This is a genomic window from Pseudidiomarina aquimaris, assembly GCF_003987395.1.
GTDB classification, from domain to species: domain Bacteria; phylum Pseudomonadota; class Gammaproteobacteria; order Enterobacterales; family Alteromonadaceae; genus Pseudidiomarina; species Pseudidiomarina aquimaris.
Genome location: NZ_PIPT01000002.1, coordinates 101,715 through 127,148 on the forward strand (window position 1 = coordinate 101,715; position 25,434 = coordinate 127,148).

The following is a 25,434-nucleotide window of genomic DNA, read 5'->3' on the forward strand; positions in this document are numbered from 1 at the left end:
GCGTCAATGTGACAGATGATGCTTTAGCAACAGATAACAAAAATAAAAGCACAAACAATTGGTTAAATTAATCAGCTACTTAACTAAGGGTTCCCAACCGATGACGCCGCGTCAGGCGCGCTTGCGGCTGTTCCGTGACCTTGTTGGATTATTTCTGATTACTGCTGCCATGCTTTTCGCTGTCGCGCTGGTTGTCGCTAATGAACGTAGTCAAACCGTCGAAACCGAAAAGCGCCGTGCATTCGAGCACCTCAGTTCCATGCGCGCGAGCATTGAGCAACGTATCCAAGCGAATGTTTTAGTGATGCGGGCACTTAAACCGGAAATTCTGTGGCAAGATACGCCCGACCGGGAACGCCTGCAAAATGTCATCAACGAATTTTTAAGCTCTGATCTTGATATCAGCCATCTCGCCCTTGCTCCCGATCTGCGCATCAGTTTTATCTACCCAAGCCAAGGCAATGAGCAGTTGATTGGTGTTGATTACCGCGAGATATCCGAACAGTACCATGAGATTCTCCGTGCCATCGCCAGCCAAGACGTACTATTAAGCCGCCCGGTCGATCTACTGCAGGGTGGCAAAGCTTTTATTGCGCGCTTACCGATCTTCCAACCCGATGGAGCTTTTTGGGGGATAGCGTCTCTCGTCATCAACCACGAACACTTATTTAATGCTGTAGAGTTTTACGATCATCCCGAATACCAATTCCTGCTCCAACGCCAAGAGCTTAACGCAACGGCTTCGGCCATCGCAGGTAGTCTCGATGTGTTAAACAGCGATCCGATGACGACGCAACTAAGAGTACCGGGCGATGTTTGGCAACTCTCAGTGGCACCGCGCCACGGTGGTTGGTTACCGCCGCAACATGAGCTCGGTAAAATTTGGCTTATTGGCTCGATGCTAACGGCTGTCATCGTGTTTGCCTTTGCCATTCTTATTTTCACCCAACACCGTTTACGTCGTGCCGTCCATACCATTAGCTTTCAAGCACGGTTCGACCCGCTTACGGAGCTTGCGAACCGTCAGTATTTTCAGCAACAGCTCGAGCGAAAAATTTTGCATGCCCATAAACACGAGCAAAATTTCGCCTTGGTTATGCTCGATCTCGACCATTTGCGCGACATTAATGATGCTCTGGGTCACGACATCGGTGACCGGTTACTGCAACATGTCGCAGAACGGATCCGTAAGGAATTAAACCCCGGTGATTTACTTGCCCGTGTCGGCGGCGACGAGTTCGCGCTGGTTTTGAGTGACCTGGATGGCCCTCATGTTGCGGAAAGTAGCGCCAAAGCGCTCGTTCACTCGCTTATGAATACCGCCGATATTCAGCAAAACCACATTAATATAACCGCCAGTGTTGGGATCTCGATGTTCCCTACCGATGCGGTCGAAGCGCAACAGCTGATCAAATGTGCTGAACTTGCAATGTATGCAGCTAAATCAACCGGTTCGCTGAGCGTTTCTTTCTTCGACGAAGAGTTACGTCGCAGCACCGAGCAGCATATTGCGCTGCACCACGAAATGATCAACGCACTAGATCAAGACCAATTCCACGTCGAATATCAACCCGTCATAGAAACTGCAACAGGGCTCGTTAAACGCTGTGAAGCGTTGATTCGTTGGCAACACCCTGAGCGTGGTGAAATTTCGCCCCGCGAATTTATTCCGATTGCCGAAAAAACCGGCTCGATTATTGCCCTAGGTGAGTTTGTCATGGCGCAGATCCTCGAGGATTGGCGCGTCATGGGTGACGCCGGCTTCGATTTCACTATTGCCATCAACCGCTCGCCACGTGAGTTTAATGATAAAGATGTCGCCATGAATTGGCTGTCTGCCCTCGACGCCAGTGGCATGCCTGCGGATAAATTGATGATTGAGATTACCGAGTCGATGCTGATGCGCAACAAAGAGCGTCAGTTGTTTAATCTTAAGCGCTTGCGAGCAGCGGGTGTGCACCTTGCCATTGACGACTTTGGCACGGGTTATTCAAGTCTGAATTACTTACGCTCCTACCCGATAGATGTGATTAAAATCGATCGTGGCTTCTTACGGGATGTGCCGCATAGCCGTCAGCAGACAGCTCTAGTCGAAGCATTACTGCGCATCGCACATACATTGGATATGGACATTATTGCGGAAGGTGTTGAAACAGCAGCCCAAGCCAATTTCTTAAAAGACAAGGGCTGTCATTTCCAACAAGGCTTTTATTACGGCCACAGCATGCGCTTAGAGACCTTTATTGCCTTCTGTCAGGAGCATAATCGGCGAGTTAGCCGGTAAGCCGGGTTCTGTCGTGGACAATCATTCGTCTAGCCACTGAATCACTTCAGTGTTCAAGCAGTCTACCCGGGTTCAACGCGGGCCGCGCCAAAGAACCCCTATTTGACCTTGCTCCGAGTGGAGTTTACCGTGCCACGAACTGTTACCAGCCGTGCGGTGCGCTCTTACCGCACCCTTTCACCCTTACCTGATCCTGCAAGCAGGCCATCGGCGGTTTGCTCTCTGTTGCACTAGTCGTCGGCTCACGCCGCCCAGACGTTATCTGGCACTCTGCCCTATGGAGCCCGGACTTTCCTCCCCCCATGCGAACATGGGCAGCGATTGTCTGGCTAACTCTGCGGCGCATTCTACGTGTTATCGTGCTCGAGCGCTAGTTGGTACAGCTGATTTTTGCGCAGGCCATGAATTTCAGCTGCGCAGGCAGCCGCTTTTTTTAGAGGCATGTGCGCGCGCAATAATTGCAAGGTGCGCAAACCGGTTTGCACATCAGCTTGCTGCTCTGTTGCAGGTGCGCCACTTAGCATCAGTACAAATTCTCCGCGTTGCTGGTTGGCGTCCGCGTTGACTTGTGCCGCAACTTCCGCAATCGAACCACTCAAGTAGGTTTCGAACTGCTTGGTCAACTCTCGTGCAAGCACCATTTTTCGCTCTGTACCAAAGACCTCTTCGAGATCTTGTAAGGTGGCGACAATACGGTGTGGTGACTCATAAAAAACCAGCGTTCGCGGTTCGGCTACGAGATCCGCTAAAGCCTTCCGACGTTGTTGTGGTTTGGCCGGCAAAAAGCCTTCAAAGGTAAAACGATCGGTGGGTAGGCCAGCGCCTGACAATGCGGTGGTAATCGCGCAAGGGCCAGGTAAGGCAACAACGCGCAACCCTTGTTCACGGCATTGCTGCACCAATACATAACCCGGATCGCTTATCAACGGGGTGCCGGCATCGCTAATTAATGCCAGTGAATCGCCTGCCTGCAGTCTTGTGATAACTGCCTGCGCTCGTTCACGCTCGTTATGCTCATGCAGGGCAAAAACCTCATTATTGATGGCAAACTGCTGCAATAATTTACGGCTATGGCGGGTGTCTTCGGCAGCTATCGCCGCTACCTCAGCTAAAACTTGTTGTGCACGTGGCGACAAATCGCCGAGGTTACCGATCGGTGTTGGCACGATGTATAAAGTACCCGATGCTATCTGCGACATGTTAACCCCTTGTAAGATTTGGCCCGTTGCGTTGTGTCGGTGCGACCCTAGGTTTATAGTATGAGCATGTTCAACCTAGCGAAACGAGTGTAACTGGTGAACCTTGCTATTGTGCCAAAGAAGTTAACTGCCTGCATGCTTGTTTGCATGTTAGCAGCCTGTGCTGCGCCGAATAAACAGCCGCCGTCAACGGTAGAGCAGAATGAACAGCAGCCCGAAGGCGTTAGCCAAACCGAAGTAAAAAGCTCTGCGCGAACGGTTGCTCAGCTGCTCGCTGAGGTCCGCGAAATACCTACAAAGTCAGCGCAGATTGCGTTTCTGCTCGATGAAGCACTCATGCTGCAAGACTCGAACCAATGGCAGACCAGCGCAACCTTACTCAGTGAAATTGCTGCTTATGCAATGCAACTGGGACCAAGTCAACAACGTCGTTTCACGTTTGCGCAAGCGCGCTGGCTCGCCAGTCAAGGTGAATATAAAGCGGCACAAGCCCAGCTCACGCCAATACAGGATAAGCTGGCACAGCAGGAGCGCTTCGCTGCACTCGCTTTATCCCGAGATCTTGCCTGGCAGTTGGGGCAGTTCCAGCAAGCGGCGCAATTGCAGCTCGACTTATTGGCTGCCGACACAAGCACAGAAAGTTCACCTTGGTCTTATTTAAAATATGCACCGAACCCGCAAGAGCTCAGCGCAGCGAGTGAGTTAGCAAAAGGCTGGCTTGCTCTACTTCGCGCTGCACATACACAAGTCGAAGGTAGTGACAGTTCGGCATTGCAAGGGTGGCAACTCCGTTACGGTGATCACCCGGCTGCTGCGGTCGCTGCGCAGTTACGTGAGAATCTGCAACGGCCAGAGGCACAGCGCGCTATGGTGTTGCTACCGTTAAGTGGTCAATACGCTGACCAAGGTCAGGCCGTGCTTGACGGTATCGTGCTCGCGCTTGAAGGACAAAATGATTTCGAAATTCTTGTGCGCGACAGCAACGGCTATGACTTCAGTGCACTGTCCGAAGACCTGCAACGTACACAAGCAACAACCTTGATGGGGCCATTGTTGAAAGACAACTTGGCGAAGGTTAATGCCGCCGCGCTTGGCGAGGTGAAGTGGGTTGCGCTTAACTCTCTAGAGCAGTTTGCAGTACCACCAACACTCTCGTTTGCGCTAGAGCCAGAAACAGAGTATCAGCAAGTGGCGAAAACCTTTGCTACCCGAGGGTATAATCGACCGCTTGTTTTGGCTGCAGACAGTAACCGTGGTAAACAAGCGATTGACAGCTTCCGCCGGGCATTCTTGCAGGCGGTCCCCACCGGTAATGTTGAAAGTGGTCTGTATCGCACCCCCGACGATATGAAAGCGATTGTACAAGAGAAGCTCGGCGTTACCGACAGTGAAGCGCGTATTTGGCAAGTAAAGATTACCGCGGGTAAGATTTTGGTCGACGCTGAAGCACGCAGTCGAGCCGATATTGACGCCATCTTTTTAACTGGCGGCATCGAACAAACGCGACTTTTAAAGCCTTTCATAGACGTCAATATTTCACCATTTATGTCGCCAATTCCTGTCTATGCGACATCTGCGAGCCATATTCGTCGCGACGCACTGAGTGAGAACGATCTGGATAAAGTCCGTTTCACCGAACTCCCCTGGTTATTGCCGGAGCACCCCAGTTACCCACGTTTGCAACGCATTTTGCAGCAACGCTCGCATTGGAACTATGACCTCGCGCGGTTAGCGGCATTCGGCCATGACGCATTGCTGCTGACGCAACACCAGCAGCAACTTAAGAGCTTACCTGGGCGGCAGTTACAAGGACTCACGGGCAACTTACGTTGGGACGACAACCAAGTGCAACGTGAACTTGGCTGGGCTCATTACGACGGCCACCAAGTAAAACCTGTAACGGAGCCCAAGCAAGCCCGTTAAACGATGTAGAGAGGGAACAAGGATGTTACCTAAAGCTACTGGCAACGCAGGTGAAGACCAAGCTGTTGCTTATCTTGAGACTTGCCAATTAAGCCTAGTCGAGCGTAACTTCAGTTGCGATTTAGGTGAAATTGATATCATTATGCGTGATGGCGAACATTGGGTGTTTGTTGAGGTCAAATATCGTAAGAACGAAGATTTTGCCACGGTGGTCGAACAAATTACTGCAGCCCAGTGTCAACGCATTAGACGCTGCGCACAATTTTATTTACTATCGCACAAACTCGACGAGCATCGGACCTATGTCCGTTTTGATGTCGTCGCTATTTGTGAGCAACCTGAGCAATTGCACTGGTTGCCTGATGCTTTTTAAATGAGGATTTATGGAAGAACCGGTCAAGGCTATTTTCACCGAATGCATTCAAACCCAGATTGCCTCAGCGGACCTATTGCAAGAGCCGTTATTGCGCGCCGGCGAACTTCTTGTGGATTCGCTATTACGTGGTCAAAAAGTCTATTGTTGTGGCGAAAGCATGGCTCACGCAAGCGCACGGCATTTTTCCCATATCATGCTGACAGGCTTGCAGTTTGACCGCCCTCCGTTTCCTGTAAATGCACTACACGCCGACTTTGGTGCCAATGAGCATCAAGCTATCTTCGCCCAACAGATCTCAGCAGTCGGTCAGCCTAACGACTTATTAGTGGTTCTCAGTGCAGGAGCACAAGCGCCACGAGTGAGCCGCGCCATGGAAGCGGCCCTGAGCCGCGGCATGTTAATTGTAGCTTTGACCAATGATGCTGACCAAGATGTTGCCGGCCTACTCGGGCCCGATGATGTCGAAATCCGTATCCCATCACGTAACGCTGCTCGAGTAAGTGAACACTTACTGCAACTGGTCAATATGTTGTGCAGCCTTGCCGAACAACAAATCTTTCCGCAGGAGGATGACGCATGAGCACCCATTTAAAACTTGGCTCGCTAGCGATAGCTGCGCTGTTAACCTTGAGCGGCTGCGCTGCAGCAGTTGTCGGGGCGGCGGCGGTAGGCATTTCGTCTGCCACCGATTCGCGCACCGTTGGGACCCAAGTTGATGACCAAGCAATTGAGATCAAGGTTATCAGTTCCCTCAAAGGCGAAGAGCGTCTCGCCAATAGTCGCATTCAAGTCGTTTCTTTCAACCGTTCAGTGCTGCTGATGGGCCAAGCGCAAAACCATGGCCTGGCGGATCTTGCGGCGCGTATTGCCCGTGACACATCAGGCGTACAACGTGTGCACAATGAAATCCGTATCGGCGAAGTCATCAGCTTTAAGACAAAAAGCAACGACAGCTGGCTCACCAGTAAAATCAAAGCCAAATACGTCACTGACGAAGCCATTGATGCCGCAAAAATTAAGGTCGTAACCGAAAATAGTGAGGTCTTTTTGATGGGCTTGGTCGACCGCGCTATGGCCCGCCAAGCGGTAGAGGTTGCGCGCAATACCAATGGCGTAGAACGCGTCATCGACGCATTTGAAATAAGATAAATCGAAAGGCGTTGTTAGCTGTTTGCTGTTTGTTGTTTGTTTAAAACAAAAAGCAAACGCAAGTTAGCGTGCGAATAGCGAACAGCAAACAACGGGTCTTATTTTATAACTTTGAGGGTTGGGCGTTTGCCCTTGCTTGGCTTCGAAGGTTTCGTGTCGTCTTGCGCCCCATCAATCACTTCTGACGGTCCCTGCTGTGGCGCTTGCGCATCACTCTCAGGCGCATCTTGCAATTGTGGCTCTTCTTCGAAGATAGTGCCTGCACCATTTTCACGTGCGTAGAGCGCTACCACTGCAATCATAGGCACGTAAACACGGTGAGGTTTACCGGAAAACCGCGCATTGAATTCGACGCGGTCATTCGCAAGCTGCAAGTTACCTACAGCAGACGGAGCGATATTCAACACAATCTGGCCGTCTTTCACAAACTCAAACGGCACTTGGCAGCCCGGTTGTTCTGCATCGACAACTAGGTGAGGCGTTAGTTGGTTATCGACGAGCCACTCGTACACCGCCCGTAACATGTACGGACGGCGTGCGGTCATTGCGGTCAACTCACTCACCGGCCAAGATCTCGCTCGATGTCGGTGAGTGATTCTTGGAACGAGTCACGCTCGAATACACGCAGCATGTAAGCCTTAATCGGCTTCGCAGCAGCGCCTTCTAAACTAATACCGTAGCTCGGTAAACGCCACAATAACGGTGCCAAGTAGCAGTCTACCAGCGTAAACTCTTCGCTCATGAAGTACGGGGTATCGGCAAAGATTGGCGCAAGTGCAAGAATTCCTTCACGAAGTTCCTGACGTGCAGCCTCGACACCTTTACCACCTTTCTCAATGGCGTCAGCTAAGCTGAACCAGTCGCGTTCGATGCGGTACATCATTAAACGACTGGTTCCGCGAGCAACCGGATACACCGGCATCAATGGCGGATGCGGGAAACGCTCATCAAGGTATTCCATGATGATATGGGCATTGTAGAGAACAAGCTCACGGTCGACTAAGGTTGGCAGCGCATCCGGATAAGGATTTAACTGTAACAAGTCCTCAGGCATTTGGTCGCTGTCGACGTAAGTGATTTCAACACTTACGCCTTTCTCTGCTAGTACGATTCGGGCTTGATGACTACGCAAGTCATTGCGTCCCGAATACAAGGTCATCACTGACCGCTTATTTGCCGCAACCGACATGTCTTTCTCCATCATTTCTCTTTCACGTCTCTAAAGAATTCGCGCTTGAGTAACCACGCCAAAATAGTAAAGACTAATAAGAAACCGAATACTTTCCAGCCTAGCTGACGCTGTTCTAACAGCATCGGCTCGCCGGTGTAAACTAAGAAGTTGGTTAAGTCCAACATCGCTTGGTCGTATTCAGATTCGCTCAGCATACCGCTGCCGTCGGTTTTGATGCCTACGTAAACATCCTGCATTTCGCCGTCAATCATGCGCTCCTCAGTAGTTTTACGCGGCACACCTTGCAGCTCTTGCAAGACATGCGGCATTCCCACGTTAGGGAACACAGTATTGTTCACGCCAAAAGGACGTGATTCATCGACATAGAAAGAACGTAGATAGGTATAAATCCAATCTGCGCCACGCACGCGAGCTACCAGCGTCAAATCAGGTGCTGCAGTACCAAACCAAGCGCCTGCTGCTTCCGTTGGCATCGCATTCGTAATCAAATCACCCACTTTCTCGCCAGTGAACTGCAAGTTCGCTTCGCCAAGGTCTTCTGGAATACCCAAATCGTTAAACGTGCGGTTATAACGTTGGTACTCCATCGAATGACAGCCGAGGCAGTAGTTCATAAACAACTGCGCACCACGTTGCAAAGAGGCTTTGTCGTGCAGATCCACTTTGGCTTCATCAAGCGGTACCGTTGGGCCAGCTGCAAGACCTGCAACTGACCATAGCGTAGCGGCTACCAGTAGAGTCGTTTTCAGAAACTGTTTCATCACTTAGTAATCCTCTCTGGAACTGGCTTCGTGTTTTCGTTTTTGCTGTAGAAGAACAGCAAGACGAAGAAGGCGAAGTACAAGAAGGTGAAGACCCGGGCAAAGAAGGTATAGACTTCTGTTGCTGGTTTCAGACCTAAGTAACCAAGAGCAATAAAGCTAATGACAAACAGTGTCAGGTTAACTTTATGGAAGCCACAGCGATAACGAATCGAGCGAACTTTGCCACGGTCAATCCAAGGCAACAAGAACAATGCCACGATCGCACCGAACATCAAAATAACACCAAGCAGCTTGTCTGGAACCGCACGCAAAATCGCGTAGAACGGAGTGAAGTACCAAACCGGAGCAATGTGCTGAGGTGTCTTCAACGGGTTTGCCGGCTCAAAGTTAGGTGGCTCAAGGAAGAGCCCGCCCATTGCTGGGGCAAAGAAGATCACGTAGCAGAACAAGAATAAGAAAATACCAATGCCCACCAAATCTTTCACCACATAGTATGGGAAGAATGGGAACGCATCGACGATATCGTACTTGTTAGTAAAGCGCTCATGGAACTTGAACTTTGGCTTCTCTTCTTCAGGTACCGAGCCTTTTGGCTTCTTGATGCTGATACCTTCAGGGTTATTCGACCCTACTTCATGCAGCGCGATAATGTGCAAGAACACCAAGATCACAAGGACCAATGGCAATGCAATCACGTGCAAGGCAAAGAAACGATTCAGTGTCGCGCCCGAAATAACATAGTCACCGCGAATCCAGAGCGTCAAATCATCACCGATAATTGGAATCGCACCGAACAGGGAGATAATAACCTGAGCACCCCAGTACGACATCTGCCCCCATGGTAGCAAGTAGCCCATAAAGGCTTCAGCCATCAACACCAGGAAGATAAGCATACCGAACACCCAGAGGAGTTCGCGCGGCTTCTGGTAAGAGCCGTACATCATGCCACGGAACATATGCAAATAGACCACCACGAAGAACGCTGACGCGCCGGTGGAGTGCATATAGCGCAGTAACCAACCGTAGTCGATATCACGCATGATGTATTCAACAGAGGCAAATGCGCCTTCCGCTGACGGTACATAGTTCATGGTCAACCAAATACCGGTCAGGATCTGATTAACCAGAACCAGCATGGCAAGCACACCAAACAGGTACCAGAAGTTAAAGTTTTTTGGAGCTGGATATTGCGCGAGGTGGATATTCCACGTTTTGGTCATCGGAATGCGTTCGTCAAACCATGCGATTAATTTTTTCATCAGGCTTGCTCCCCGTCTTCACCCACCAAAATAGTGGTGTCGTCAATGTAGTAATGCGGTGGCACCACCAAATTGTACGGCGCAGGTACGCCCGAGAAGACGCGACCAGCGATGTCAAACTTAGAACCATGACACGGACAGAAGAAACCTGCGCTGATCCCTTCAACTTGCTCACCGAAAGAATCTTCAAGATACTGCGGTGAACAACCTAAGTGCGTACAAATACCGACCGCTACAAAGTATTCTTCTTTGCGCGAACGATACAAGTTTGCCGCATATGGAGGCTGTTGAGGTTCTTCTGAATTAGGGTCACGTAATTGATCTGCTAAACCATCAAGGCTGTTCAGCATTTCTGGAGTACGACGCACAACCCAAACAGGCTGACCACGCCATTCCACACGAATCATTTGACCCGGTTCGGCTTTTCCGATGTTCACTTCCACTGGCGCACCCGCGTTCTTCGCTTTCGCACTCGGGTTCCATGACGCAATGAAAGGAACGGCAACACCCACCGCGCCTGCTGCACCAACCACAGAGGTTGCGACAGTCAGAAAACGACGGCGGCCTTTATCTACAGGCGCATTGCTCATCCACTTACTCTCCAGTTTGGACGCTTTACGGGACATTGCCGCAAAGTCAGTAATTAGCTGCTGCGTTAGGATTGTTTGTACTTTTACGCACAGACAATCGGCAAAAAAATGCTTTCAGATGATAAAGAAATACCCTGATTTTTACAAGGACAAAGACAAAAAAGCGAATAAATGTCTAGCCTGATAAACAAACCATGTTGTCCTTGTTAGCATTTATATACTAGGATTCAGGAAAGTATAGGGAGAAGCCTCTTGGGCACGACATATAAGGTCATGGTAAATCTAAATGGACATCTCTTTTTTTGAGCGAAATCTTACACAAAGCTGGAATCTGTTTCGTTCGAACCTGACGGTTTTAGCGGTTTTGCTGGTACTCTTCCTGCTCTTTACTCTTTTAATAAGAAAACGCGAAACGTTAACCTACATCAAGTCAGTGCTTCCTGAGTCACTTTTGAACTTGCAAGCCATGGGGTTCAACCTTTTGGTGATTCCGCTTTGGATTGCAGTTTTGGCTCCTGCTCTACCGAACTTTACGGATGAGATTGGACTCAACTTTGCGACCCCATTTTGGGGTATGTTTCCAAACTGGCTTTTGATCCCGATTACGCTGTTCATCGGCGACTTCATTGGCTACTGGCGCCACAGATTCGAGCATAGCCGTTTCTTTTGGCCTTCTCACGCAATGCATCACTCTGACACACAGATGACGTGGCTGACTTTAGAGAGATTTCACCCGTTCAATCGCATGACGACCTTTTTTGTCGACAGTACACTATTAGCATTGATTGGCTTACCTCCATTAATGCTATTTGTGAATAACACTGTGCGACACTATTACGGTTTTTGGGTTCATGCAAATCTACCATGGGATTATGGAATTCTTGGTCGTATTTTCGTTTCTCCAGCGATGCATCGTTGGCACCACGCACAGGTAAAGAGAGCATATAATGCTAATTTCGCATCTATTTTCTCGGTGTTTGACCAGTGGTTTGGTACTTATTATGTGCCAGGGGTATGCGAAGAAGCACTTGGCAGTCGAAACGTATCCGGCCGTTCATTTACTTACCAGCTCACTTATCCATTCCGACCATCTTCCTATAAGCGAACAGATACTGCGAAGAAGTCTGCGCAACCTGCTTCCGACTCCTTGAACGAGAATACGTAGACAAAAAACCCGGCACAATGGCCGGGTTTTTGATTTTGCTGAAACGTACAGTTTCGTAAACGGTAATTTGCAATTAACGTTTTGAGAACTGTGGACGCTTACGAGCTTTGTGCAAGCCAACTTTCTTACGTTCAACTTGACGTGCGTCACGAGTAACGTAACCAGCACGACGTAAGTCGCCACGTAGAGCTTCGTCGTATTGCATAAGTGCACGAGTGATACCGTGACGCACTGCGCCAGCTTGACCACTTGAACCACCACCTTTAACGGTGATGTACAAATCGAATTTCTCAACCATGTCAACAAGCTCAAGTGGCTGACGAACAACCATTTGTGCCGTTTCACGACCGAAGTATTCTTCTAAAGTGCGGTTATTGATGCTGATGTTGCCGCTGCCTGGACGCAAGAAAACGCGTGCAGTTGAGCTTTTGCGACGACCAGTACCGTAGTATTGATTCTCTGCCATTGTCTTAATGCTCCGTCTTAAATTTCAAGTTGTTTAGGCTGTTGAGCAACATGGTTGTGCTCAGTGCCTGCATATACTTTCAGTTTACGGAACATGGCACGACCTAATGGACCACGAGGTAACATACCTTTCACCGCTTTCTGAATGACCATTTCTGGTTTCTTGGCGATCAACTTCTCGAAGTTGATTTCCTTGATACCACCTGGATACCCAGAGTGTGAATAATACATCTTGTCCTGAGCTTTACGGCCAGTTACGGCTACTTTCTCAGCGTTAACGATGATGATGTAATCACCAGTATCAACGTGAGGAGTGTACTCAGGCTTATGCTTACCACGTAGGCGACGGGCTACTTCAGTCGCCAGACGACCTAAAGTTTTACCCTCAGCGTCAATAACATACCAGTCACGTTGTACAGTTTCTGGTTTTGCAACAAATGTACTCATTGAAACTTACTCTTTATTAAAGGTTCACGACAGTAGTTCCGGGCTTCCCCGCGAACCACAACAACCGTTGTGGCGTTGCCACACACTGGTTAGTTGTACCTGTAACGTGGGCTGCGCGGATTATAGGGAAAACCGCTTAAAAGATCAACGACGATGTTTGCTATTCGCTGTTCGCACGCTCGCTTTGCTCGCTTTTTGTTTAAACGAACAGCGAACAGCAAATAGCGAAGAACGCTTTTAGGTTTTACGGTTTGTGCTCTAGTGCTAGGTATTCTTGGCTTTGCATCTCTTGTAAGCGCGAGATACAACGCTGATACTCAAACTTTAACTTACCGTCGGTGTAGATTTCCTCTAGCGGCACCTCGGCTGACAAGATCAACTTCACGCGGCGCTCGTAAAATTCATCAACGAGCGCCAAGAAGCGCCGCGCGGCGTCATCGTTGTTACCGCCAAGTTGCGGTACGTTGCTTATGAGCACCGCGTGGTATAGCTGGGCAAGCTCAATATAGTCATTTTGCGAACGCGGCCCACCGCAAATAGCATCAAAATCAAATAGGACAACGTCGTCACACTCTTTGCGCACGGTAATGTCGCGGCCATTGATACGAATGGTACCGTCAGTGTTGCGACTGCAATGATCAGGCGCCAACTCGGTAAAGTAGCGTTGTAGATTCTTATCAGCATCCGCATCTAACGGCGAGTGATAAATTTCGGCTTTGGTAAGCGTACGAAGGCGATAATCGATGCCACTGTCGACGTTAATGACTTCACAATGCTTTTTAATGAGCTCTATGGCAGGCAAGAAGCGCGCGCGCTGCAGACCATTTTTATACAAATCATCCGGCACAATATTAGAGGTTGCGACCAAGACCACGTTGCGCTTGAACAATTCCTGCATTAGCGTGCCCAAGATCATCGCATCGGTGATGTCCTGCACAAAGAATTCGTCAAAGCAGACAATTTGCGCTTCACTCGCAAGTTTGTCGGCGATGATCGGTAACGGGTCACTTTTACCTTTGAGTTCTTTCAATTCTTTATGCACCCTATGCATAAAGCGATGAAAGTGTACGCGTAATTTTTGCTCGAATGGTAAGGTGTCGAAAAACGTATCGACCAAATAGGTTTTGCCGCGGCCAACGCCGCCCCAGAAGTAGATTCCCTGCGGTGCTTGGGGTGTCTTACCAAGCCAGCTTTTTAACGTGTTCAGTAGGCCACCACTTTGCTGCTGGCGAAACCGCAGCATGTCTTCATACAAGCGCTGCAATGCCTCAACAGCACGCCGTTGCGCTGCATCTTCAGTGAATCCACCGGAGGCGATGTCCGCTTCATATTTGCTCAATGGGGTGATGTTTTGCGTTGTCACTACCACTTCGACCCTATTCTGGATTATGCTATGGGGAACTAGTTTATCATGTGAAGCGCGTTGTTAAGGAGTTTTTATGAGTGCAATCATTGGCATTCTTTTGGTGTTGGCAGGAGCTGTGGTCGGTTTCTTTGTGGCTCGCTACTGGCTCAAGGAGCACTCTGATGAGGCGCGTTTAAATGAACAAGTGCAGCAAAGCCGCGAGCAACTGGCCGCCTATCAACAGGAAGTTGCTGAACATTTTGCGACGGCGAGCGCGTTGGTTGAGCAGCTTGAAGAAACGCAAGAGAAGCTCAAAGCTTATCTAAGCCACAGTTCAGAGATTCTGCAACAGGAACAAACGCAACCAAGCTTGCCGTTTTTTGCCGAAGACACCATGCGCCAACTGCGCATGGCCAGTCAGCTGCAAAAAGATAGCTCGCAAGCGAAAAAAGAAACGGCAGAAGCGCCTCCGCGCGACTATTCGGATAAAAAAAGCGGAATTTTTTCTAGCTCGAAAGAAAAAACATCTTGAAACATTCTTGAGCTGAACTTATCTCCATAGGGTAGGTCTTTACTTGCACACATGCTGCTGAGCATGAAAGTGTTGATTGAAGGAGTCTGTACCCTATGAGAACAAAGTTCATTGCAGTTCTAGCACTTACTGGCCTGTTAACCCTTGGCGGGAGCGCTCAGGCCAATATCCCTTTTTTCAGCAATAAAGATGAGACGCCGACCCTGGCGCCGATGCTGGAAGAAGTGACCCCTGCTGTCGTCAACATCTCGGTGAAAGGTAGCCGCGAGGTACGGCAGCGTATCCCCGATATGTTCCGTTTCTTTTTTGGCCCTAACGGCCCCCGCGAACAGGTTCAAGAACGACCGTTTCGTGGGCTTGGCTCTGGGGTCATTATTGATGCCGACAACGGTTATGTCGTTACCAACAATCACGTCATCGATGGCGCCAGCGAAATTCTTGTCACGCTTAAAGATGGTGAGCAGTTTGATGCTGAAGTGATTGGTACTGACGCTAACTCTGACATCGCTTTATTGAAAATCAAAGATGGCAAAGACCTTACCGAAATCGAAATCGGCAGCTCTGCTGATCTACGCGTGGGTGACTTCGTTGTTGCCATTGGTAACCCTTTTGGCCTCGGCCAAACCGTGACCTCTGGGATTGTTAGCGCCCTTGGCCGCAGCGGCTTGGGTATTGAGGAGATTGAAAACTTTATTCAAACCGATGCCGCCATTAACAGCGGTAACTCCGGTGGCGCACTGGTAACGCTCGATGGCAAGTTGATTGGTATCAACACGGCTATTTTAGGACCCAATGGCGGCAACATTGGCATTGGCTTCGCGATTCCGTCCGACATGATGGAAGCGCTGGTTCAGCAGCTCATTGAGTTCGGCGAAGTCCGTCGTGGCGTCTTAGGCGTACGCGGCAATGATTTAACTGCCGACATCGCCAAAGCGCTTAATTTAGATGCAAACCAAGGCGCATTCATAGCTGAAGTTGTACCAGATAGTGCCGCTGCTGAAGCTGGCATGCAGTCGGGCGATGTCATAATTGCCGTGAATGGTGAAAAGATTCGCAGCTTTGCTGACTTGAGTGCACGCGTCAAAACCCTAGGTGTGGGTAAACCTTTCGATGTCACTGTGTTGCGTGATGGCGATGAACGCACGTTTGAGGTCACTCTCTCTGCTGAGGAAACCGCAGTTGCAGCGGAGCAACTTCATCCAGCTCTGCAAGGCGCAACACTTGCTCCAAACGAAGGCGGTGGCATTACCATTACCGAGCTTGAAGAAGGCTCCATGGCTGCCCGTTATGGCCTGCGCAAGGACGACATTATCAGCGCTGTAAACCGCCAGCCGGTCAATACCGTAAGCGAACTACGCAGCGCCTTGGATAACGCTGACGGCGTGGTGGCACTCAATATACGCCGCGGTAATTCTTCTTTGTACCTTGTTTTACGTGGTAGTTAACCCCACTAAAGTAAAACAGGCATAAAATCACAGCGCACATTTATAAGGCAGTCTTTAAAGGCTGCCTTCTTTTTTGCAGAAGTGGTATGCTTTTGTTTATTACAATAATTCAAATGGAATCCAGATATGCAGCAACGCTCTTCAAGTAACTGGCTTAGTTATCTCTTGCGCTCTATCGCGCTTGGGCTTGTTGTTGCTGCTGTCGTCATTTGGGCCCAACCTTACATTAGTGATTGGCAGGCTGAGCGAACGGCGCCAGAGCAGCCCATGAGTTTCGCCAAAGCGGTCAATCGCGCGGCGCCTGCTGTAGTAAATATCTATAGCCTCGCCGAAGTTCGCGGTTCTTATTACAATCGTCGACCAAACACCGTATTGCGCTTAGGCTCCGGCATCATCATGGATAATGTTGGCCACGTGCTGACCGCCGCGCACGTGGTGGGGAATGTCAGTAGTATTCAGGTGGCATTGCAAGATGGCCGACAAACCAGCGCACAAGTGATTGGCAGCGACCCTATCACCGACCTTGCGGTACTGCGCATTGAGCTCGATAATTTACCGGTGATTCCGCAAGACCAAAAGCTACGCTCAAATGTCGGCGATGTGGTGCTCGCGATTGGTAACCCGCTGAATCTTGGGCAAACCATCACCCAAGGTATTATCAGTGCAACGGGTGGCCGCATGGGCGTTATCAACAGTCATGCCGACCTATTGCAGATGGATGCAGTCATTAATGAAGGTGCTTCAGGTGGTGCTTTGGTGAATAGCGAGGGCTATCTAGTTGGCATTAACAACGCGCAGTTTCGCGGGCCTGCTGGGCAAGGCGTTGAAGGTATCTACTTTGCGGTGCCTTATGCACTGGCCCACGAAGTCATGACTAAACTCATCGAAGAAGGTGAAGTCGTGCGTGGCTACCTTGGTGTGAACACGGGTGACCGTCCGCAGACCCAACAACAGCCCGGCATCCTTGTTACCGGTGTTGACCCCAATAGTCCTGCCGAGCGCGCGGGGCTGCGTGCAGAAGATTACATTATTGAAATTGCCGGTGAGCCGATTGCTTCTTCGCAAGAGGGGTTAGCGCTGATATCCAATACCAAGCCGGGAACGGAACTACAGGTGCGGTTTATCCGTGGCAATGAGGAACTCACGACCACGGTAACCATTAGTAAACTGCGCTATTAATTATGTCGCTCAATTTTTGCGCCAAGCGCAGTTAACTTTTTCTCGATACCTTCATAGCCGCGGTCGATGTGATAGATACGCTCGACCGTGGTTTGGCCCTTGGCCACCAAGCCGGCAATAACGAGTGATGCGGAGGCGCGTAGGTCGGTACACATTACTTGTGCTCCGGCGAGTTCAGCGACGCCTTTGCAAATCGCCGTATTTCCTTCAAGCTCGATTTGTGCGCCCATACGTTGTAGTTCCGGCACATGCATAAAGCGGTTTTCAAAAATAGTCTCACGCACCCAGCCAGAGCCATCAGCAATGGCGTTCAGCGCACAGAACTGCGCTTGCATGTCGGTAGGGAACGCTGGGTGAGGCGCCGTGATCACATTCACTGGCTGTGGTCGTTGCGGAGCCTCTAGACGGATCCAGTCCTCACCTTTGGTGATTTTTGCACCCGCTTCAGTTAGCTTTTTCATCACCGCATCAATCATTTTAGGGTCAGTGTTTTTACAGGTAACGTCGCCACCTGTTACCAGCGCAGCCACCAGAAAGGTACCGGTTTCAATCCGGTCGGGCTGCACTGAGTAGCTTCCACCATGCAACTTTTCGACACCATGGATTTCGATGGTGTCCGAGCCGGCATTACGAATGTCCGCCCCGAGTGCATTCAAGAAATTAGCAAGATCGACAACTTCTGGTTCACGCGCCGCATTTTCAATGGTGGTAACACCATCGGCAAGGGTCGCGGCCATCATCAAGTTCTCGGTCCCGGTTACGCTAACGGTATCAAGCAAAATTTGTGCACCGCGCAAACGCCCTGCTACTTCCGCATTGATATAGCCATTCTCAACGGTAATGTGTGCACCCATTTTGCGTAAGCCTTCGATGTGCAAGTTAACCGGTCGCGCGCCAATGGCGCAGCCACCTGGCAACGACACCTGTGCTTTACCGTGCCGCGCTAACAAAGGGCCTAAAACCAAAATTGATGCGCGCATAGTCTTAACCAGATCATAACTGGCAATGTGATGACTCAGTTCCTGCGGATGAATCACATAACTGTTTGCATCGCGTTGGGTGTTCCCGACACCGAGATCAGCCAGCAACTTGAGTGATGTACGGACATCTTGCAACGCAGGGACGTTGTTAATTTCGACGTCATCAGTGGCAAGAAGACTCGCCATTAGAATAGGAAGGGCGGCGTTTTTAGCGCCAGAAATGACGACATCACCGTGCAACGCTTGGCCACCCGTAATTACGAATTTTTGCATAACGCGAACTCTCTTTAACTCAACATTGCGAGTTTTTTCTCGCGTTGCCACTCAGTAGGGGTATAGGTTTTGATAGAAACGGCATGCAACTCGCCACTCGCAATGAGATCTTTAAGCGGTGCATAAACCGTTTGCTGTTTTTTTACGCGGCTCATGTCGGCAAAAATTTCGCTGACGGCTGTTATACTCGCGTGACTGCCATCGAGCTTGATGAGCAAGTCATCTAGCTCAAGGGCGTCTTGCAAGCGTTGTTGTATATCGTCTGAAGTCATGAATCTCTGTCTTTTTTTCGTGTCTTAAATGGCTAAGAGCTCAGTCGCGCCACTCACGTCGACAATCGCTCTAAATTGTTGACTCGGTTGCACGATGGTTAGTTCACATTGCTGCTGTAATAAGTGTTTTTTTAATTGCAGCAACATGGCCACACCAGCAGAATCAACATGTTCGAGCCCAGCTAAATCCACTTCGATTTGCTTTTTATCTTCATACCATTGGTCGCGCTCGAGCCATGCCTGCGGCACTGTCTCACGGGTAAGCTCGCCACTAAAGACCAGCTTACCGTCATTATGCTGCCAAGAAAACGCTGCCATGCTAGCTTTGCCCTTCTTGATACGGCTGAATGGGTTCCTGTGACTTCTCACGCAACAGTTCGATAGTACCGTCGATACCACGACTGCGAATGACCGAAGAAATTTCAGCAGCTTTACTGTTCAGCAAGCTAACACCCTCAACCACCAAATCATAGGCTTTCCACAAGCGTTCGTCGTTGTCATAGCGAAGTTTGAAATCAAGACGGATCGGCGGACGACCTTCTTCAATCAGGCGCGTGTTCACTTCCACCATGCGATCTTCTGGACCCAATTCGCGTACACGCTCAAACTGGAAGTCATGTTTGTTTTCATCGTATTGCGTGAAAGCACGGCCGTAAGTCGCAATCAAATACTCACGAAACACTGCATAGAATTGCTGACGCTGCTCAGCGGTGGTGTCTTTTAGGTTACGACCTAGAACACGCTTGGCCGCATAAGTCGAATCTACATATGGCATCAACTCTTCACGAATGATTTCACGCAAGTAGTCGAGGTCTTCATTAATTTTAGAGCGTTCATTAGCGATACGCTCGGCGGTCTTATTTGCCACGCGTTCAAGTAACGCATAAGGATTTTCATCGCGCACCACATCGGAATTCGCTTGCGCAATTCCGGTGACCACTAACAACGCTGTCAACATCAATGCTGATAAAGTTTTCATCAAAACTCCTTAATCATTGCCTTGGCTAAATAAAAACTGACCAATCAGATCCTCGAGTACCAAAGCTGACTTCGTATCGTGGATATAATCACCGTTTTCTAGCATTTCAACGGTGTCATCAATAAATCCAGGGCTCAGACCAATATACTGCTCGCCCAATAAGCCAGAAGTTAGTATTGAGACCGATGAAGAGCTCGAAAATTCATTATAATCCTGACTAATTGTCATCTCGACGAGCGGCTCATAATAATCACCATCTAGGGTGATCTTGCTCACTCGCCCAACCAAAACGCCACCCACTTTAACCGGAGAGCGTTCTTTCAGGCCACCAATGTTGTCGAACTTTGCATATAATTTATATGTCTCGCCATTGCTGTAGAAATTAGTATTCGCCGCGCGCAAGCCTAAAAAGAGCAATGCCAACACGCCAATAATGACAAAAAAACCGACTGCTAACTGCGTATTTCTTGATTCCATAACTATTTATCCAAACATAAGTGCAGTGAGAACAAAATCTAGACCGAGAACTGCCAATGACGCGGTAACCACGGTTGACGTCGTTGCGCGACTGATACCTACTGAGGTAGGCACGCAGTGATAGCCTTTGTGCAGCGCTATCCAGGTCACCACGAAGGCAAAGACCAAACTTTTAATAATGCCGTTAAGGATGTCCTGTCCCCACTCGACATTCGCTTGCATGACGGACCAAAAAGCCCCATCGTCGACGCCTAACCAACGTACCCCGACCAAGTACCCGCCATAAATACCAACGGCTGAAAAGATCATGGCCAACAAAGGCATACTGTAAAATCCTGCCCAGAAACGCGGTGAAATCACGCGGCGCAATGGATCAACAGCCATCATTTCCAAACTTGATAATTGTTCGGTTGCTTTCATCAGACCGATTTCTGCGGTCAGTGCTGAACCTGCGCGCCCAGCAAATAACAACGCGGTAACCACTGGGCCTAATTCACGCAGTAACGACAAAGCCACCATCGGCCCCAAGCTTTGTTCGGCGCCGAAATCGACTAATATGGTGTAACCCTGCAAGCCCAACACCATGCCGATAAACAAGCCACTTACAACAATAATCACTAGCGAAAGCACGCCAACCGAATACATTTGTTGCATTAACAATGGCCAAGACTTACGCAACTGTGGCTTACCTACTAACGCACGTAGCAGCATCACCATGGCTTGCCCAGCGCCAGCAATACTATCCAGAACGTTCTTACCGAGCCCAGCGACTTTATTTAGCATGTTCGCCTCCTTGCGCCGTACCCAGAATTTCTTCGGCTAGACTCGGTGCACGGTAATGGAAAGGTACTGGCCCATCCGCTTCACCGGATAAAAATTGATGCACCAGCGGCTCCTTAGACTGCTTCAACTCTTCCGGCGTACCTTCAGCGACCACTTTCTTGTCAGCAATAATCACTACTTTGTCTGCAATTGTCAGTACTTCCGCCACGTCATGAGTGACCACAACACTGGTTAATCCCAACGAGTTATTTAACGACTTAATCAGTTTGACGATCACGCCCATAGAAATAGGGTCTTGTCCGGCAAAAGGCTCGTCGTACATGATGAGGTCTGGGTCTAACGCAATAGCTCGAGCCAATGCGGCTCGACGCGCCATACCACCAGAGAGCTCCGCAGGCATCAAATGTCGTGCGCCGCGCAAGCCAACCGCTTCGAGCTTCATCAGCACGATGGTTTCGATGATCTCTTCACTCAACTTGCTGTGTTCACGCAGCGGGAATGCAATATTTTCATAGACTGACATGTCGGTGAACAACGCGCCGCTTTGGAACAGCATGCTCATGCGTTTACGTTGCTCATATAAGTCGCTACGTGAGAGCGCTGGAATGTTGTGACCTTCAAACTCAATCGTGCCGCGCTGCGGTTTTAATTGACCACCCATGAGCCGCAATAAGGTTGTTTTACCGATACCACTAGGGCCCATGATGGCGGTAATCTTGCCACGCGGGATCCGTAAACTCAGGTCCTTGTAGACCTGATGCGCACCATAACTGTGCGCAAAGTCCAGACTTTCAATGACAATCAGGTCATCCATCTGAGCGCTTGACATAGCAGGTTCTTCCTTCCGTTTCCTACCGCCTAGTTTACCTGAAAACGAGGGGTTTCCCTAGCTGCTAGGGGTAAAATTTGTGACAAATCGTTTGCTGATAGCAGTTTTACGTCTGCATTTGCAGAATCGATCGGTTATGATTGTACTATTGCTACTTGATAGGCGACATAGGGTTAAGCATGACAGCTGCAAAAACTGACACTTTTACTTCACTCGCAGCGACGGTTCTTGATATTGAGGCGCGTTCAATTAGTGATTTGAAGCGCTTCTTAGACGACACCTTTACCAAGGCCTGCGAATATTTGCTGGGCTGCAAAGGCCGCGTCATTGTCATCGGCATGGGAAAATCCGGTCATATTGGCGGTAAGATTGCGGCAACACTAGCCTCTACCGGGACCCCAGCATTTTTCGTACACCCAGGTGAAGCCAGTCACGGCGACCTCGGGATGATCACAGCTGACGATGTAGTGCTCGCCATTTCGAACTCGGGGGAAACCGGTGAAGTGTTAAGCATTGCTCCGCTGATCAAGCGTCGTGGCGCACATCTAATCAGTATGACGGGCAACCCACAGTCGACTCTGGCTGAACTGGCCGATGTGCATATTTGTATTGCCGTAGAACAAGAGGCCTGCCCGTTGGGTTTAGCACCGACGTCGTCAACCACTGCTACACTTGCTATGGGCGATGCTTTAGCTGTGGCGCTATTGCATGCACGAGGCTTCACCGCTGACGACTTTGCGATGTCCCACCCTGGTGGGAGTCTGGGCCGCCGCCTATTACTGCACATTCACGATGTCATGCACAGTGGCGAGCGGATCCCACTGGTGACCGAACAAGCGACGCTGAGTGAAGCGTTACTCGAAATGTCGCGCAAAGGCTTAGGCATGACCGGAGTTGTCGATGCCGAGCAACGCCTAATCGGCGTATTTACCGATGGCGACTTGCGCCGTATCCTGGATCAACGCGTCGATGTCCACCAAGCGGAAATCCAGCAGGTCATGACTCGCAACCCGATCACGATTAGTGCCGATGTCCTTGCAGCCGAGGGACTGAAGCTTATGGAGGATCGGAAGATAAACGGTCTGTTTGCCGTTGACTCTGATGGCAAGGTGCGCGGCGCACTCAATATGCACGACTTATTGAAAGCAGGGGTGGTGTAATGGCACAGCCGACAGTAAGCACATGGTATGGCGAGATTAGCGAGTCACTTTTTGCTAGTTTACAAGACATTAAACTGGTGATTTGCGACGTCGATGGGGTCTTCTCCGACGGTCGCATCTACCTCGGTAATGCTGGCGAAGAGCTTAAAGCTTTTCATACCCGCGACGGCTTTGGCGTCAAGGCGCTTATTAACAATGGCGTGCAAGTTGCCGTGGTCACGGGGCGTAGCTCAACTATTGTCGAACAGCGCATGCAAGCATTGGGGGTGAAGGATATTTTTCAAGGCACCACCGAAAAGCTCAAGGTATACCAACAACTTGCTGAAAAATATCAACTTGAGGATCATGCCATTGCCAGCATCGGCGACGACGTGCCTGATGTCGTCATGATCCAACGCGCTGGACTCGGTGTCGCTCCGCAAGACGCGCACCCATGGGTACAACAGCAGGCGGACTACGTGACCAGCATGCGCGGTGGATTCGGCGCTGTGCGTGAACTCAGCGATTTGATTTTGCTCAGTCAAGGACACCTGCAGCTGCAAGGCGGAGTGAGTCTATGAACCGACAACTGTCTTGGATTCTCGCGATTTTATTTATACTCGGAGCGTTGCTCATTTGGCGACCGTTTGACAGCCCTGAGGGCGAGTCCGATGATGCGCAATTCCGTGAAGTGCCACCGGACTTCATTGCTGAGGGTCTGCGCACTCGGGTTTACAATGCCGAGGGTGAACTCATTCATCGTATCAACGCAACCAAAATGACCCATTACAGTCCAATTGGCTTAACTGAGCTAATGGCACCGCAATACCAAGTCCGTATGGCGCAGAACCAAAGCGAGTGGCAAGTAGTGGCGGAACAGGGCTCGTTTTATGATGACAAGACCTTGGTGCTAGAGCGCGATATTATCATCACGCATATGACCAACAGTGACTACTTGGAACGGGTCGAAACCAGCTATCTGACCATCGACACACTGGCAGAAACAATGGTCACCGATGAGCCAGTGACGATTTATGGGCGTAACTTTTTAGTGCGCGGCAATGGTATGATTGCCGACTTGAATGCTGAAACTTTGGAATTAAATGAACATGTACAAACCACTTACACACGCACACAGCAGCCTTAAGCTTTTCGTGTTAGCCGCACTGGTATTTGGCGTGGTGCTGAGTCCTACTGCGCTGGCACAAGGCAAAGCTGACTTTCAACAGAACATCGAAATCGTATCCGAGCGTGATTGGTTTGATATTCAAAACAAGATAGCCGTATTCGAGGAAAATGCTGTCATTACTCAGGGTACGCTGCGCATTACTGCCGACCACCTAGAAGTGGCCGAAGACGATGGTACTGGCGCTCGCAGCTTCACCGCTGAAGGAAGCCCTGCGACCTATCAACAAGAATTGGAAGACGGCAGTATCATTCGCGCTGAAGCGCAGGTGATTCGCTACGATGAGAGCGCACAAATTCTTACTATGTCCGGTGGTGTTAAAGTTACCCAAGACGACAGTCTGATTCAGGGGCATGAAATTGTTTATAACTTTGCCACCCAACAAATGCGTGCAGTGCGCGGTGAAGACGAGAACGACCGTGTAACTACTATTTTCCAGCCGAGCAAAAAGAACGAAAACGATAATGAGCCAACTAACCGTTGAACATCTAGCTAAATCCTACAAAAAACGGCAGGTCGTTAAAGATGTCAGCCTGAATGTAGAGTCCGGCAAGGTCATTGGTCTGTTAGGCCCAAATGGCGCCGGGAAAACCACGACTTTCTATATGATCGTCGGGTTGGTTAATCATGACAAAGGCCGAATTTTACTCGATGACGATGATATCTCATTGCTTCCGATGCACGAACGTGCGCGCAAAGGTATCGGCTATTTGCCGCAAGAGTCCTCGATTTTTCGAAAGCTTACGGTACGCGACAATATTCTTGCGATTTTAGAAACCCGCAGTGACCTCGATAGCAATGGTCGCGAAGAGAAGCTCGACGAGTTGCTTGAAGAGTTCCACATTGGTCACATCGCCAATAGCTTAGGTATGAGTCTTTCGGGCGGTGAGCGCCGACGCGTCGAGATCGCTCGGGCTCTGGCTGCAGAACCACAATTTATTCTGCTCGACGAACCCTTTGCCGGTGTTGACCCGATTTCCGTTATTGATATCAAAAAGATTATCGAACATCTGCGCCAACGCGGCATTGGTGTTCTGATTACTGACCACAACGTCCGCGAAACCCTCTCTGTCTGTGAGCATGCTTATATTGTCAGCCATGGGGAGTTGATTGCGCAGGGTGACGCCCATACTATTTTAAGTAACCAGCAGGTGAAAGACGTCTACCTAGGCGACCAATTCACTCTGTAGCCGCGTTGTCCA

Annotated in this window: 30 protein-coding genes, 1 other RNA gene and 1 pseudogene; 14 read left to right on the forward strand and 18 right to left on the reverse strand. The window is 49.8% G+C overall.

From position 1 onward, the window contains the following. Nucleotides 1-382: 382 nt before the first annotated feature. Nucleotides 383-511, reverse strand: coding sequence for a hypothetical protein (locus CWE21_RS13535; protein ID WP_276567300.1), 129 nt, complete (start codon nt 509-511; stop codon nt 383-385). Here CWE21_RS13535 and CWE21_RS13575 point away from each other — a divergent pair. Next, a pseudogene (locus tag CWE21_RS13575) lies at nt 470-2,158 on the forward strand (putative bifunctional diguanylate cyclase/phosphodiesterase); the annotation flags it as partial. The gene CWE21_RS13535 and the pseudogene CWE21_RS13575 sit on opposite strands and share 42 nt — an antisense overlap. Nucleotides 2,159-2,265: 107 nt before the next feature. On the opposite strand, the gene rnpB reads toward CWE21_RS13575, so the two are convergent. Next, an RNA gene (rnpB, locus tag CWE21_RS03465) (RNase P RNA component class A) lies at nt 2,266-2,621 on the reverse strand. A gap of 10 nt (nt 2,622-2,631) precedes the next feature. Next, the gene (rsmI, locus tag CWE21_RS03470) at nt 2,632-3,483 is read right to left on the reverse strand and encodes a 16S rRNA (cytidine(1402)-2'-O)-methyltransferase (RefSeq protein ID WP_126833080.1); all 852 of its coding nucleotides are present in this window, start codon (nt 3,481-3,483) and stop codon (nt 2,632-2,634) included. A 96-nt stretch (nt 3,484-3,579) separates the two neighbouring features. Between rsmI and CWE21_RS03475 the strand changes: the two genes are divergently transcribed. Genes CWE21_RS03475 through dolP form a run of 4 tightly spaced genes read left to right on the forward strand, consistent with a single transcriptional unit; the run spans nt 3,580 to nt 6,931 of the window. Further along, nucleotides 3,580-5,406 (forward strand): penicillin-binding protein activator, encoded by a 1,827-nt coding sequence (locus tag CWE21_RS03475; RefSeq protein WP_126833081.1) that lies wholly within the window; start codon nt 3,580-3,582, stop codon nt 5,404-5,406. A 22-nt stretch (nt 5,407-5,428) separates the two neighbouring features. Next, complete coding sequence (locus CWE21_RS03480) at nt 5,429-5,779, forward strand: YraN family protein (protein ID WP_126833082.1); 351 nt, start codon at nt 5,429-5,431, stop codon at nt 5,777-5,779. A 10-nt stretch (nt 5,780-5,789) separates the two neighbouring features. Beyond that, the gene (locus CWE21_RS03485; protein ID WP_126833083.1) at nt 5,790-6,362 is read left to right on the forward strand and encodes an SIS domain-containing protein; all 573 of its coding nucleotides are present in this window, start codon (nt 5,790-5,792) and stop codon (nt 6,360-6,362) included. Beyond that, on the forward strand, nt 6,359-6,931 hold the full coding sequence (dolP, locus tag CWE21_RS03490) for a division/outer membrane stress-associated lipid-binding lipoprotein (RefSeq protein WP_126833084.1): 573 nt from the start codon (nt 6,359-6,361) through the stop codon (nt 6,929-6,931). The genes CWE21_RS03485 and dolP overlap by 4 nt, the downstream gene beginning before the upstream one ends. 98 nt (nt 6,932-7,029) lie before the next feature. On the opposite strand, the gene sspB is transcribed toward dolP, so the two are convergent. Genes sspB through petA form a run of 5 tightly spaced genes read right to left on the reverse strand, consistent with a single transcriptional unit; the run spans nt 7,030 to nt 10,736 of the window. Continuing rightward, nucleotides 7,030-7,476 carry a ClpXP protease specificity-enhancing factor gene (gene sspB, locus CWE21_RS03495; protein WP_126833262.1) on the reverse strand — a complete coding sequence of 149 codons (447 nt, stop codon included), beginning with the start codon at nt 7,474-7,476 and terminating at the stop codon, nt 7,030-7,032. A 14-nt stretch (nt 7,477-7,490) separates the two neighbouring features. Further along, a complete protein-coding gene (gene sspA / locus CWE21_RS03500; protein WP_126833085.1) occupies nt 7,491-8,120 on the reverse strand; it encodes a stringent starvation protein SspA in 630 nt (209 codons plus the stop codon). Between the two features lie 11 nt (nt 8,121-8,131). Continuing rightward, on the reverse strand, nt 8,132-8,884 hold the full coding sequence (locus CWE21_RS03505) for a cytochrome c1 (protein WP_126833263.1): 753 nt from the start codon (nt 8,882-8,884) through the stop codon (nt 8,132-8,134). Further along, complete coding sequence (locus CWE21_RS03510) at nt 8,884-10,146, reverse strand: cytochrome b (RefSeq protein WP_420821123.1); 1,263 nt, start codon at nt 10,144-10,146, stop codon at nt 8,884-8,886. The genes CWE21_RS03505 and CWE21_RS03510 overlap by 1 nt, the downstream gene beginning before the upstream one ends. Next, the gene (petA, locus tag CWE21_RS03515; RefSeq protein ID WP_126833087.1) at nt 10,146-10,736 is read right to left on the reverse strand and encodes a ubiquinol-cytochrome c reductase iron-sulfur subunit; all 591 of its coding nucleotides are present in this window, start codon (nt 10,734-10,736) and stop codon (nt 10,146-10,148) included. The genes CWE21_RS03510 and petA overlap by 1 nt, the downstream gene beginning before the upstream one ends. 286 nt (nt 10,737-11,022) lie before the next feature. Between petA and CWE21_RS03520 the strand changes: the two genes are divergently transcribed. Beyond that, nucleotides 11,023-11,901 carry a sterol desaturase family protein gene (locus CWE21_RS03520; RefSeq protein ID WP_126833088.1) on the forward strand — a complete coding sequence of 293 codons (879 nt, stop codon included), beginning with the start codon at nt 11,023-11,025 and terminating at the stop codon, nt 11,899-11,901. A 73-nt stretch (nt 11,902-11,974) separates the two neighbouring features. Here the strand turns inward: CWE21_RS03520 and rpsI are convergent, their stop codons facing one another. The 3 genes from rpsI to zapE all read right to left on the reverse strand — a co-directional run bounded on the left by rpsI (nt 11,975) and on the right by zapE (nt 14,161). Then, on the reverse strand, nt 11,975-12,367 hold the full coding sequence (rpsI, locus tag CWE21_RS03525; protein WP_034731302.1) for a 30S ribosomal protein S9: 393 nt from the start codon (nt 12,365-12,367) through the stop codon (nt 11,975-11,977). 17 nt (nt 12,368-12,384) lie between these two features. Beyond that, nucleotides 12,385-12,813, reverse strand: a complete 429-nt coding sequence (gene rplM, locus CWE21_RS03530) for a 50S ribosomal protein L13 (protein WP_126833089.1) — start codon at nt 12,811-12,813, stop codon at nt 12,385-12,387. Between the two features lie 244 nt (nt 12,814-13,057). Further along, a complete protein-coding gene (gene zapE, locus CWE21_RS03535) occupies nt 13,058-14,161 on the reverse strand; it encodes a cell division protein ZapE (RefSeq protein WP_126833264.1) in 1,104 nt (367 codons plus the stop codon). Between the two features lie 91 nt (nt 14,162-14,252). On the opposite strand from zapE, the gene CWE21_RS03540 reads away from it, so the two are divergent. From CWE21_RS03540 to CWE21_RS03550, 3 genes are all read left to right on the forward strand, one after another. After that, the gene (locus tag CWE21_RS03540) at nt 14,253-14,690 is read left to right on the forward strand and encodes a Z-ring associated ZapG family protein (RefSeq protein WP_126833090.1); all 438 of its coding nucleotides are present in this window, start codon (nt 14,253-14,255) and stop codon (nt 14,688-14,690) included. A gap of 95 nt (nt 14,691-14,785) precedes the next feature. Further along, the gene (locus tag CWE21_RS03545) at nt 14,786-16,135 is read left to right on the forward strand and encodes a DegQ family serine endoprotease (protein ID WP_126833091.1); all 1,350 of its coding nucleotides are present in this window, start codon (nt 14,786-14,788) and stop codon (nt 16,133-16,135) included. Nucleotides 16,136-16,261: 126 nt separating this feature from the next. After that, nucleotides 16,262-17,314 carry a trypsin-like peptidase domain-containing protein gene (locus tag CWE21_RS03550; RefSeq protein ID WP_126833092.1) on the forward strand — a complete coding sequence of 351 codons (1,053 nt, stop codon included), beginning with the start codon at nt 16,262-16,264 and terminating at the stop codon, nt 17,312-17,314. Here CWE21_RS03550 and murA read toward each other — a convergent pair. The 7 genes from murA to CWE21_RS03585 are packed head-to-tail and all read right to left on the reverse strand — an operon-like array spanning nt 17,311 to nt 21,892. After that, complete coding sequence (murA, locus tag CWE21_RS03555; RefSeq protein ID WP_126833093.1) at nt 17,311-18,567, reverse strand: UDP-N-acetylglucosamine 1-carboxyvinyltransferase; 1,257 nt, start codon at nt 18,565-18,567, stop codon at nt 17,311-17,313. The genes CWE21_RS03550 and murA overlap by 4 nt on opposite strands. Before the next feature lie 14 nt (nt 18,568-18,581). Continuing rightward, nucleotides 18,582-18,839 (reverse strand): BolA family protein, encoded by a 258-nt coding sequence (locus CWE21_RS03560; RefSeq protein ID WP_126833094.1) that lies wholly within the window; start codon nt 18,837-18,839, stop codon nt 18,582-18,584. A 24-nt stretch (nt 18,840-18,863) separates the two neighbouring features. Beyond that, on the reverse strand, nt 18,864-19,157 hold the full coding sequence (locus CWE21_RS03565; protein WP_126833095.1) for an STAS domain-containing protein: 294 nt from the start codon (nt 19,155-19,157) through the stop codon (nt 18,864-18,866). A gap of 1 nt (nt 19,158) precedes the next feature. Continuing rightward, nucleotides 19,159-19,818 (reverse strand): MlaC/ttg2D family ABC transporter substrate-binding protein, encoded by a 660-nt coding sequence (locus CWE21_RS03570; RefSeq protein WP_126833096.1) that lies wholly within the window; start codon nt 19,816-19,818, stop codon nt 19,159-19,161. A gap of 9 nt (nt 19,819-19,827) precedes the next feature. Further along, entirely contained in the window at nt 19,828-20,295 is a 468-nt protein-coding gene (gene mlaD, locus CWE21_RS03575; protein WP_126833097.1) for an outer membrane lipid asymmetry maintenance protein MlaD, read from the reverse strand. Nucleotides 20,296-20,301: 6 nt separating this feature from the next. Continuing rightward, nucleotides 20,302-21,078: a lipid asymmetry maintenance ABC transporter permease subunit MlaE gene (gene mlaE / locus CWE21_RS03580; RefSeq protein WP_126833098.1), complete on the reverse strand. Its 777-nt coding sequence runs from the start codon at nt 21,076-21,078 to the stop codon at nt 20,302-20,304. Continuing rightward, nucleotides 21,068-21,892: an ATP-binding cassette domain-containing protein gene (locus CWE21_RS03585; protein WP_126833265.1), complete on the reverse strand. Its 825-nt coding sequence runs from the start codon at nt 21,890-21,892 to the stop codon at nt 21,068-21,070. Before CWE21_RS03585 ends, mlaE begins: the two co-directional genes overlap by 11 nt. A 194-nt stretch (nt 21,893-22,086) precedes the next feature. Here CWE21_RS03585 and CWE21_RS03590 point away from each other — a divergent pair, with 194 nt between their 5' ends. Genes CWE21_RS03590 through lptB form a run of 5 tightly spaced genes read left to right on the forward strand, consistent with a single transcriptional unit; the run spans nt 22,087 to nt 25,422 of the window. After that, entirely contained in the window at nt 22,087-23,067 is a 981-nt protein-coding gene (locus tag CWE21_RS03590) for a KpsF/GutQ family sugar-phosphate isomerase (RefSeq protein WP_126833099.1), read from the forward strand. Further along, complete coding sequence (gene kdsC, locus CWE21_RS03595; protein ID WP_126833100.1) at nt 23,067-23,627, forward strand: 3-deoxy-manno-octulosonate-8-phosphatase KdsC; 561 nt, start codon at nt 23,067-23,069, stop codon at nt 23,625-23,627. The genes CWE21_RS03590 and kdsC overlap by 1 nt, the downstream gene beginning before the upstream one ends. Then, nucleotides 23,624-24,193 (forward strand): LPS export ABC transporter periplasmic protein LptC, encoded by a 570-nt coding sequence (gene lptC / locus CWE21_RS03600; protein WP_126833101.1) that lies wholly within the window; start codon nt 23,624-23,626, stop codon nt 24,191-24,193. The genes kdsC and lptC overlap by 4 nt, the downstream gene beginning before the upstream one ends. Beyond that, complete coding sequence (gene lptA, locus CWE21_RS03605; RefSeq protein ID WP_157982723.1) at nt 24,156-24,716, forward strand: lipopolysaccharide transport periplasmic protein LptA; 561 nt, start codon at nt 24,156-24,158, stop codon at nt 24,714-24,716. Before lptC ends, lptA begins: the two co-directional genes overlap by 38 nt. Then, nucleotides 24,697-25,422: an LPS export ABC transporter ATP-binding protein gene (gene lptB, locus CWE21_RS03610; RefSeq protein WP_126833103.1), complete on the forward strand. Its 726-nt coding sequence runs from the start codon at nt 24,697-24,699 to the stop codon at nt 25,420-25,422. The genes lptA and lptB overlap by 20 nt, the downstream gene beginning before the upstream one ends. Nucleotides 25,423-25,434 lie beyond the last annotated feature (12 nt).

Excerpts from the sequence above, each read along its gene's own strand:
- CWE21_RS13535 (WP_276567300.1), bottom strand. The coding sequence starts at position 511 with ATGGTACTGTTCGGATATCTCGCGGTAATCAACACCAATCAACTGCTC.
- rsmI (WP_126833080.1), bottom strand. The coding sequence starts at position 3,483 with ATGTCGCAGATAGCATCGGGTACTTTATACATCGTGCCAACACCGATC.
- CWE21_RS03480 (WP_126833082.1), top strand. The coding sequence starts at position 5,429 with ATGTTACCTAAAGCTACTGGCAACGCAGGTGAAGACCAAGCTGTTGCT.
- CWE21_RS03485 (WP_126833083.1), top strand. The coding sequence starts at position 5,790 with ATGGAAGAACCGGTCAAGGCTATTTTCACCGAATGCATTCAAACCCAG.
- dolP (WP_126833084.1), top strand. The coding sequence starts at position 6,359 with ATGAGCACCCATTTAAAACTTGGCTCGCTAGCGATAGCTGCGCTGTTA.
- sspB (WP_126833262.1), bottom strand. The coding sequence starts at position 7,476 with ATGACCGCACGCCGTCCGTACATGTTACGGGCGGTGTACGAGTGGCTC.
- sspA (WP_126833085.1), bottom strand. The coding sequence starts at position 8,120 with ATGTCGGTTGCGGCAAATAAGCGGTCAGTGATGACCTTGTATTCGGGA.
- CWE21_RS03505 (WP_126833263.1), bottom strand. The coding sequence starts at position 8,884 with ATGAAACAGTTTCTGAAAACGACTCTACTGGTAGCCGCTACGCTATGG.
- CWE21_RS03510 (WP_420821123.1), bottom strand. The coding sequence starts at position 10,146 with ATGAAAAAATTAATCGCATGGTTTGACGAACGCATTCCGATGACCAAA.
- petA (WP_126833087.1), bottom strand. The coding sequence starts at position 10,736 with ATGAGCAATGCGCCTGTAGATAAAGGCCGCCGTCGTTTTCTGACTGTC.
- CWE21_RS03520 (WP_126833088.1), top strand. The coding sequence starts at position 11,023 with ATGGACATCTCTTTTTTTGAGCGAAATCTTACACAAAGCTGGAATCTG.
- rpsI (WP_034731302.1), bottom strand. The coding sequence starts at position 12,367 with ATGGCAGAGAATCAATACTACGGTACTGGTCGTCGCAAAAGCTCAACT.
- rplM (WP_126833089.1), bottom strand. The coding sequence starts at position 12,813 with ATGAGTACATTTGTTGCAAAACCAGAAACTGTACAACGTGACTGGTAT.
- CWE21_RS03540 (WP_126833090.1), top strand. The coding sequence starts at position 14,253 with ATGAGTGCAATCATTGGCATTCTTTTGGTGTTGGCAGGAGCTGTGGTC.
- CWE21_RS03545 (WP_126833091.1), top strand. The coding sequence starts at position 14,786 with ATGAGAACAAAGTTCATTGCAGTTCTAGCACTTACTGGCCTGTTAACC.
- CWE21_RS03550 (WP_126833092.1), top strand. The coding sequence starts at position 16,262 with ATGCAGCAACGCTCTTCAAGTAACTGGCTTAGTTATCTCTTGCGCTCT.
- murA (WP_126833093.1), bottom strand. The coding sequence starts at position 18,567 with ATGCAAAAATTCGTAATTACGGGTGGCCAAGCGTTGCACGGTGATGTC.
- CWE21_RS03560 (WP_126833094.1), bottom strand. The coding sequence starts at position 18,839 with ATGACTTCAGACGATATACAACAACGCTTGCAAGACGCCCTTGAGCTA.
- CWE21_RS03565 (WP_126833095.1), bottom strand. The coding sequence starts at position 19,157 with ATGGCAGCGTTTTCTTGGCAGCATAATGACGGTAAGCTGGTCTTTAGT.
- CWE21_RS03570 (WP_126833096.1), bottom strand. The coding sequence starts at position 19,818 with ATGAAAACTTTATCAGCATTGATGTTGACAGCGTTGTTAGTGGTCACC.
- mlaD (WP_126833097.1), bottom strand. The coding sequence starts at position 20,295 with ATGGAATCAAGAAATACGCAGTTAGCAGTCGGTTTTTTTGTCATTATT.
- mlaE (WP_126833098.1), bottom strand. The coding sequence starts at position 21,078 with ATGCTAAATAAAGTCGCTGGGCTCGGTAAGAACGTTCTGGATAGTATT.
- CWE21_RS03585 (WP_126833265.1), bottom strand. The coding sequence starts at position 21,892 with ATGGATGACCTGATTGTCATTGAAAGTCTGGACTTTGCGCACAGTTAT.
- CWE21_RS03590 (WP_126833099.1), top strand. The coding sequence starts at position 22,087 with ATGACAGCTGCAAAAACTGACACTTTTACTTCACTCGCAGCGACGGTT.
- kdsC (WP_126833100.1), top strand. The coding sequence starts at position 23,067 with ATGGCACAGCCGACAGTAAGCACATGGTATGGCGAGATTAGCGAGTCA.
- lptC (WP_126833101.1), top strand. The coding sequence starts at position 23,624 with ATGAACCGACAACTGTCTTGGATTCTCGCGATTTTATTTATACTCGGA.
- lptA (WP_157982723.1), top strand. The coding sequence starts at position 24,156 with ATGTACAAACCACTTACACACGCACACAGCAGCCTTAAGCTTTTCGTG.
- lptB (WP_126833103.1), top strand. The coding sequence starts at position 24,697 with ATGAGCCAACTAACCGTTGAACATCTAGCTAAATCCTACAAAAAACGG.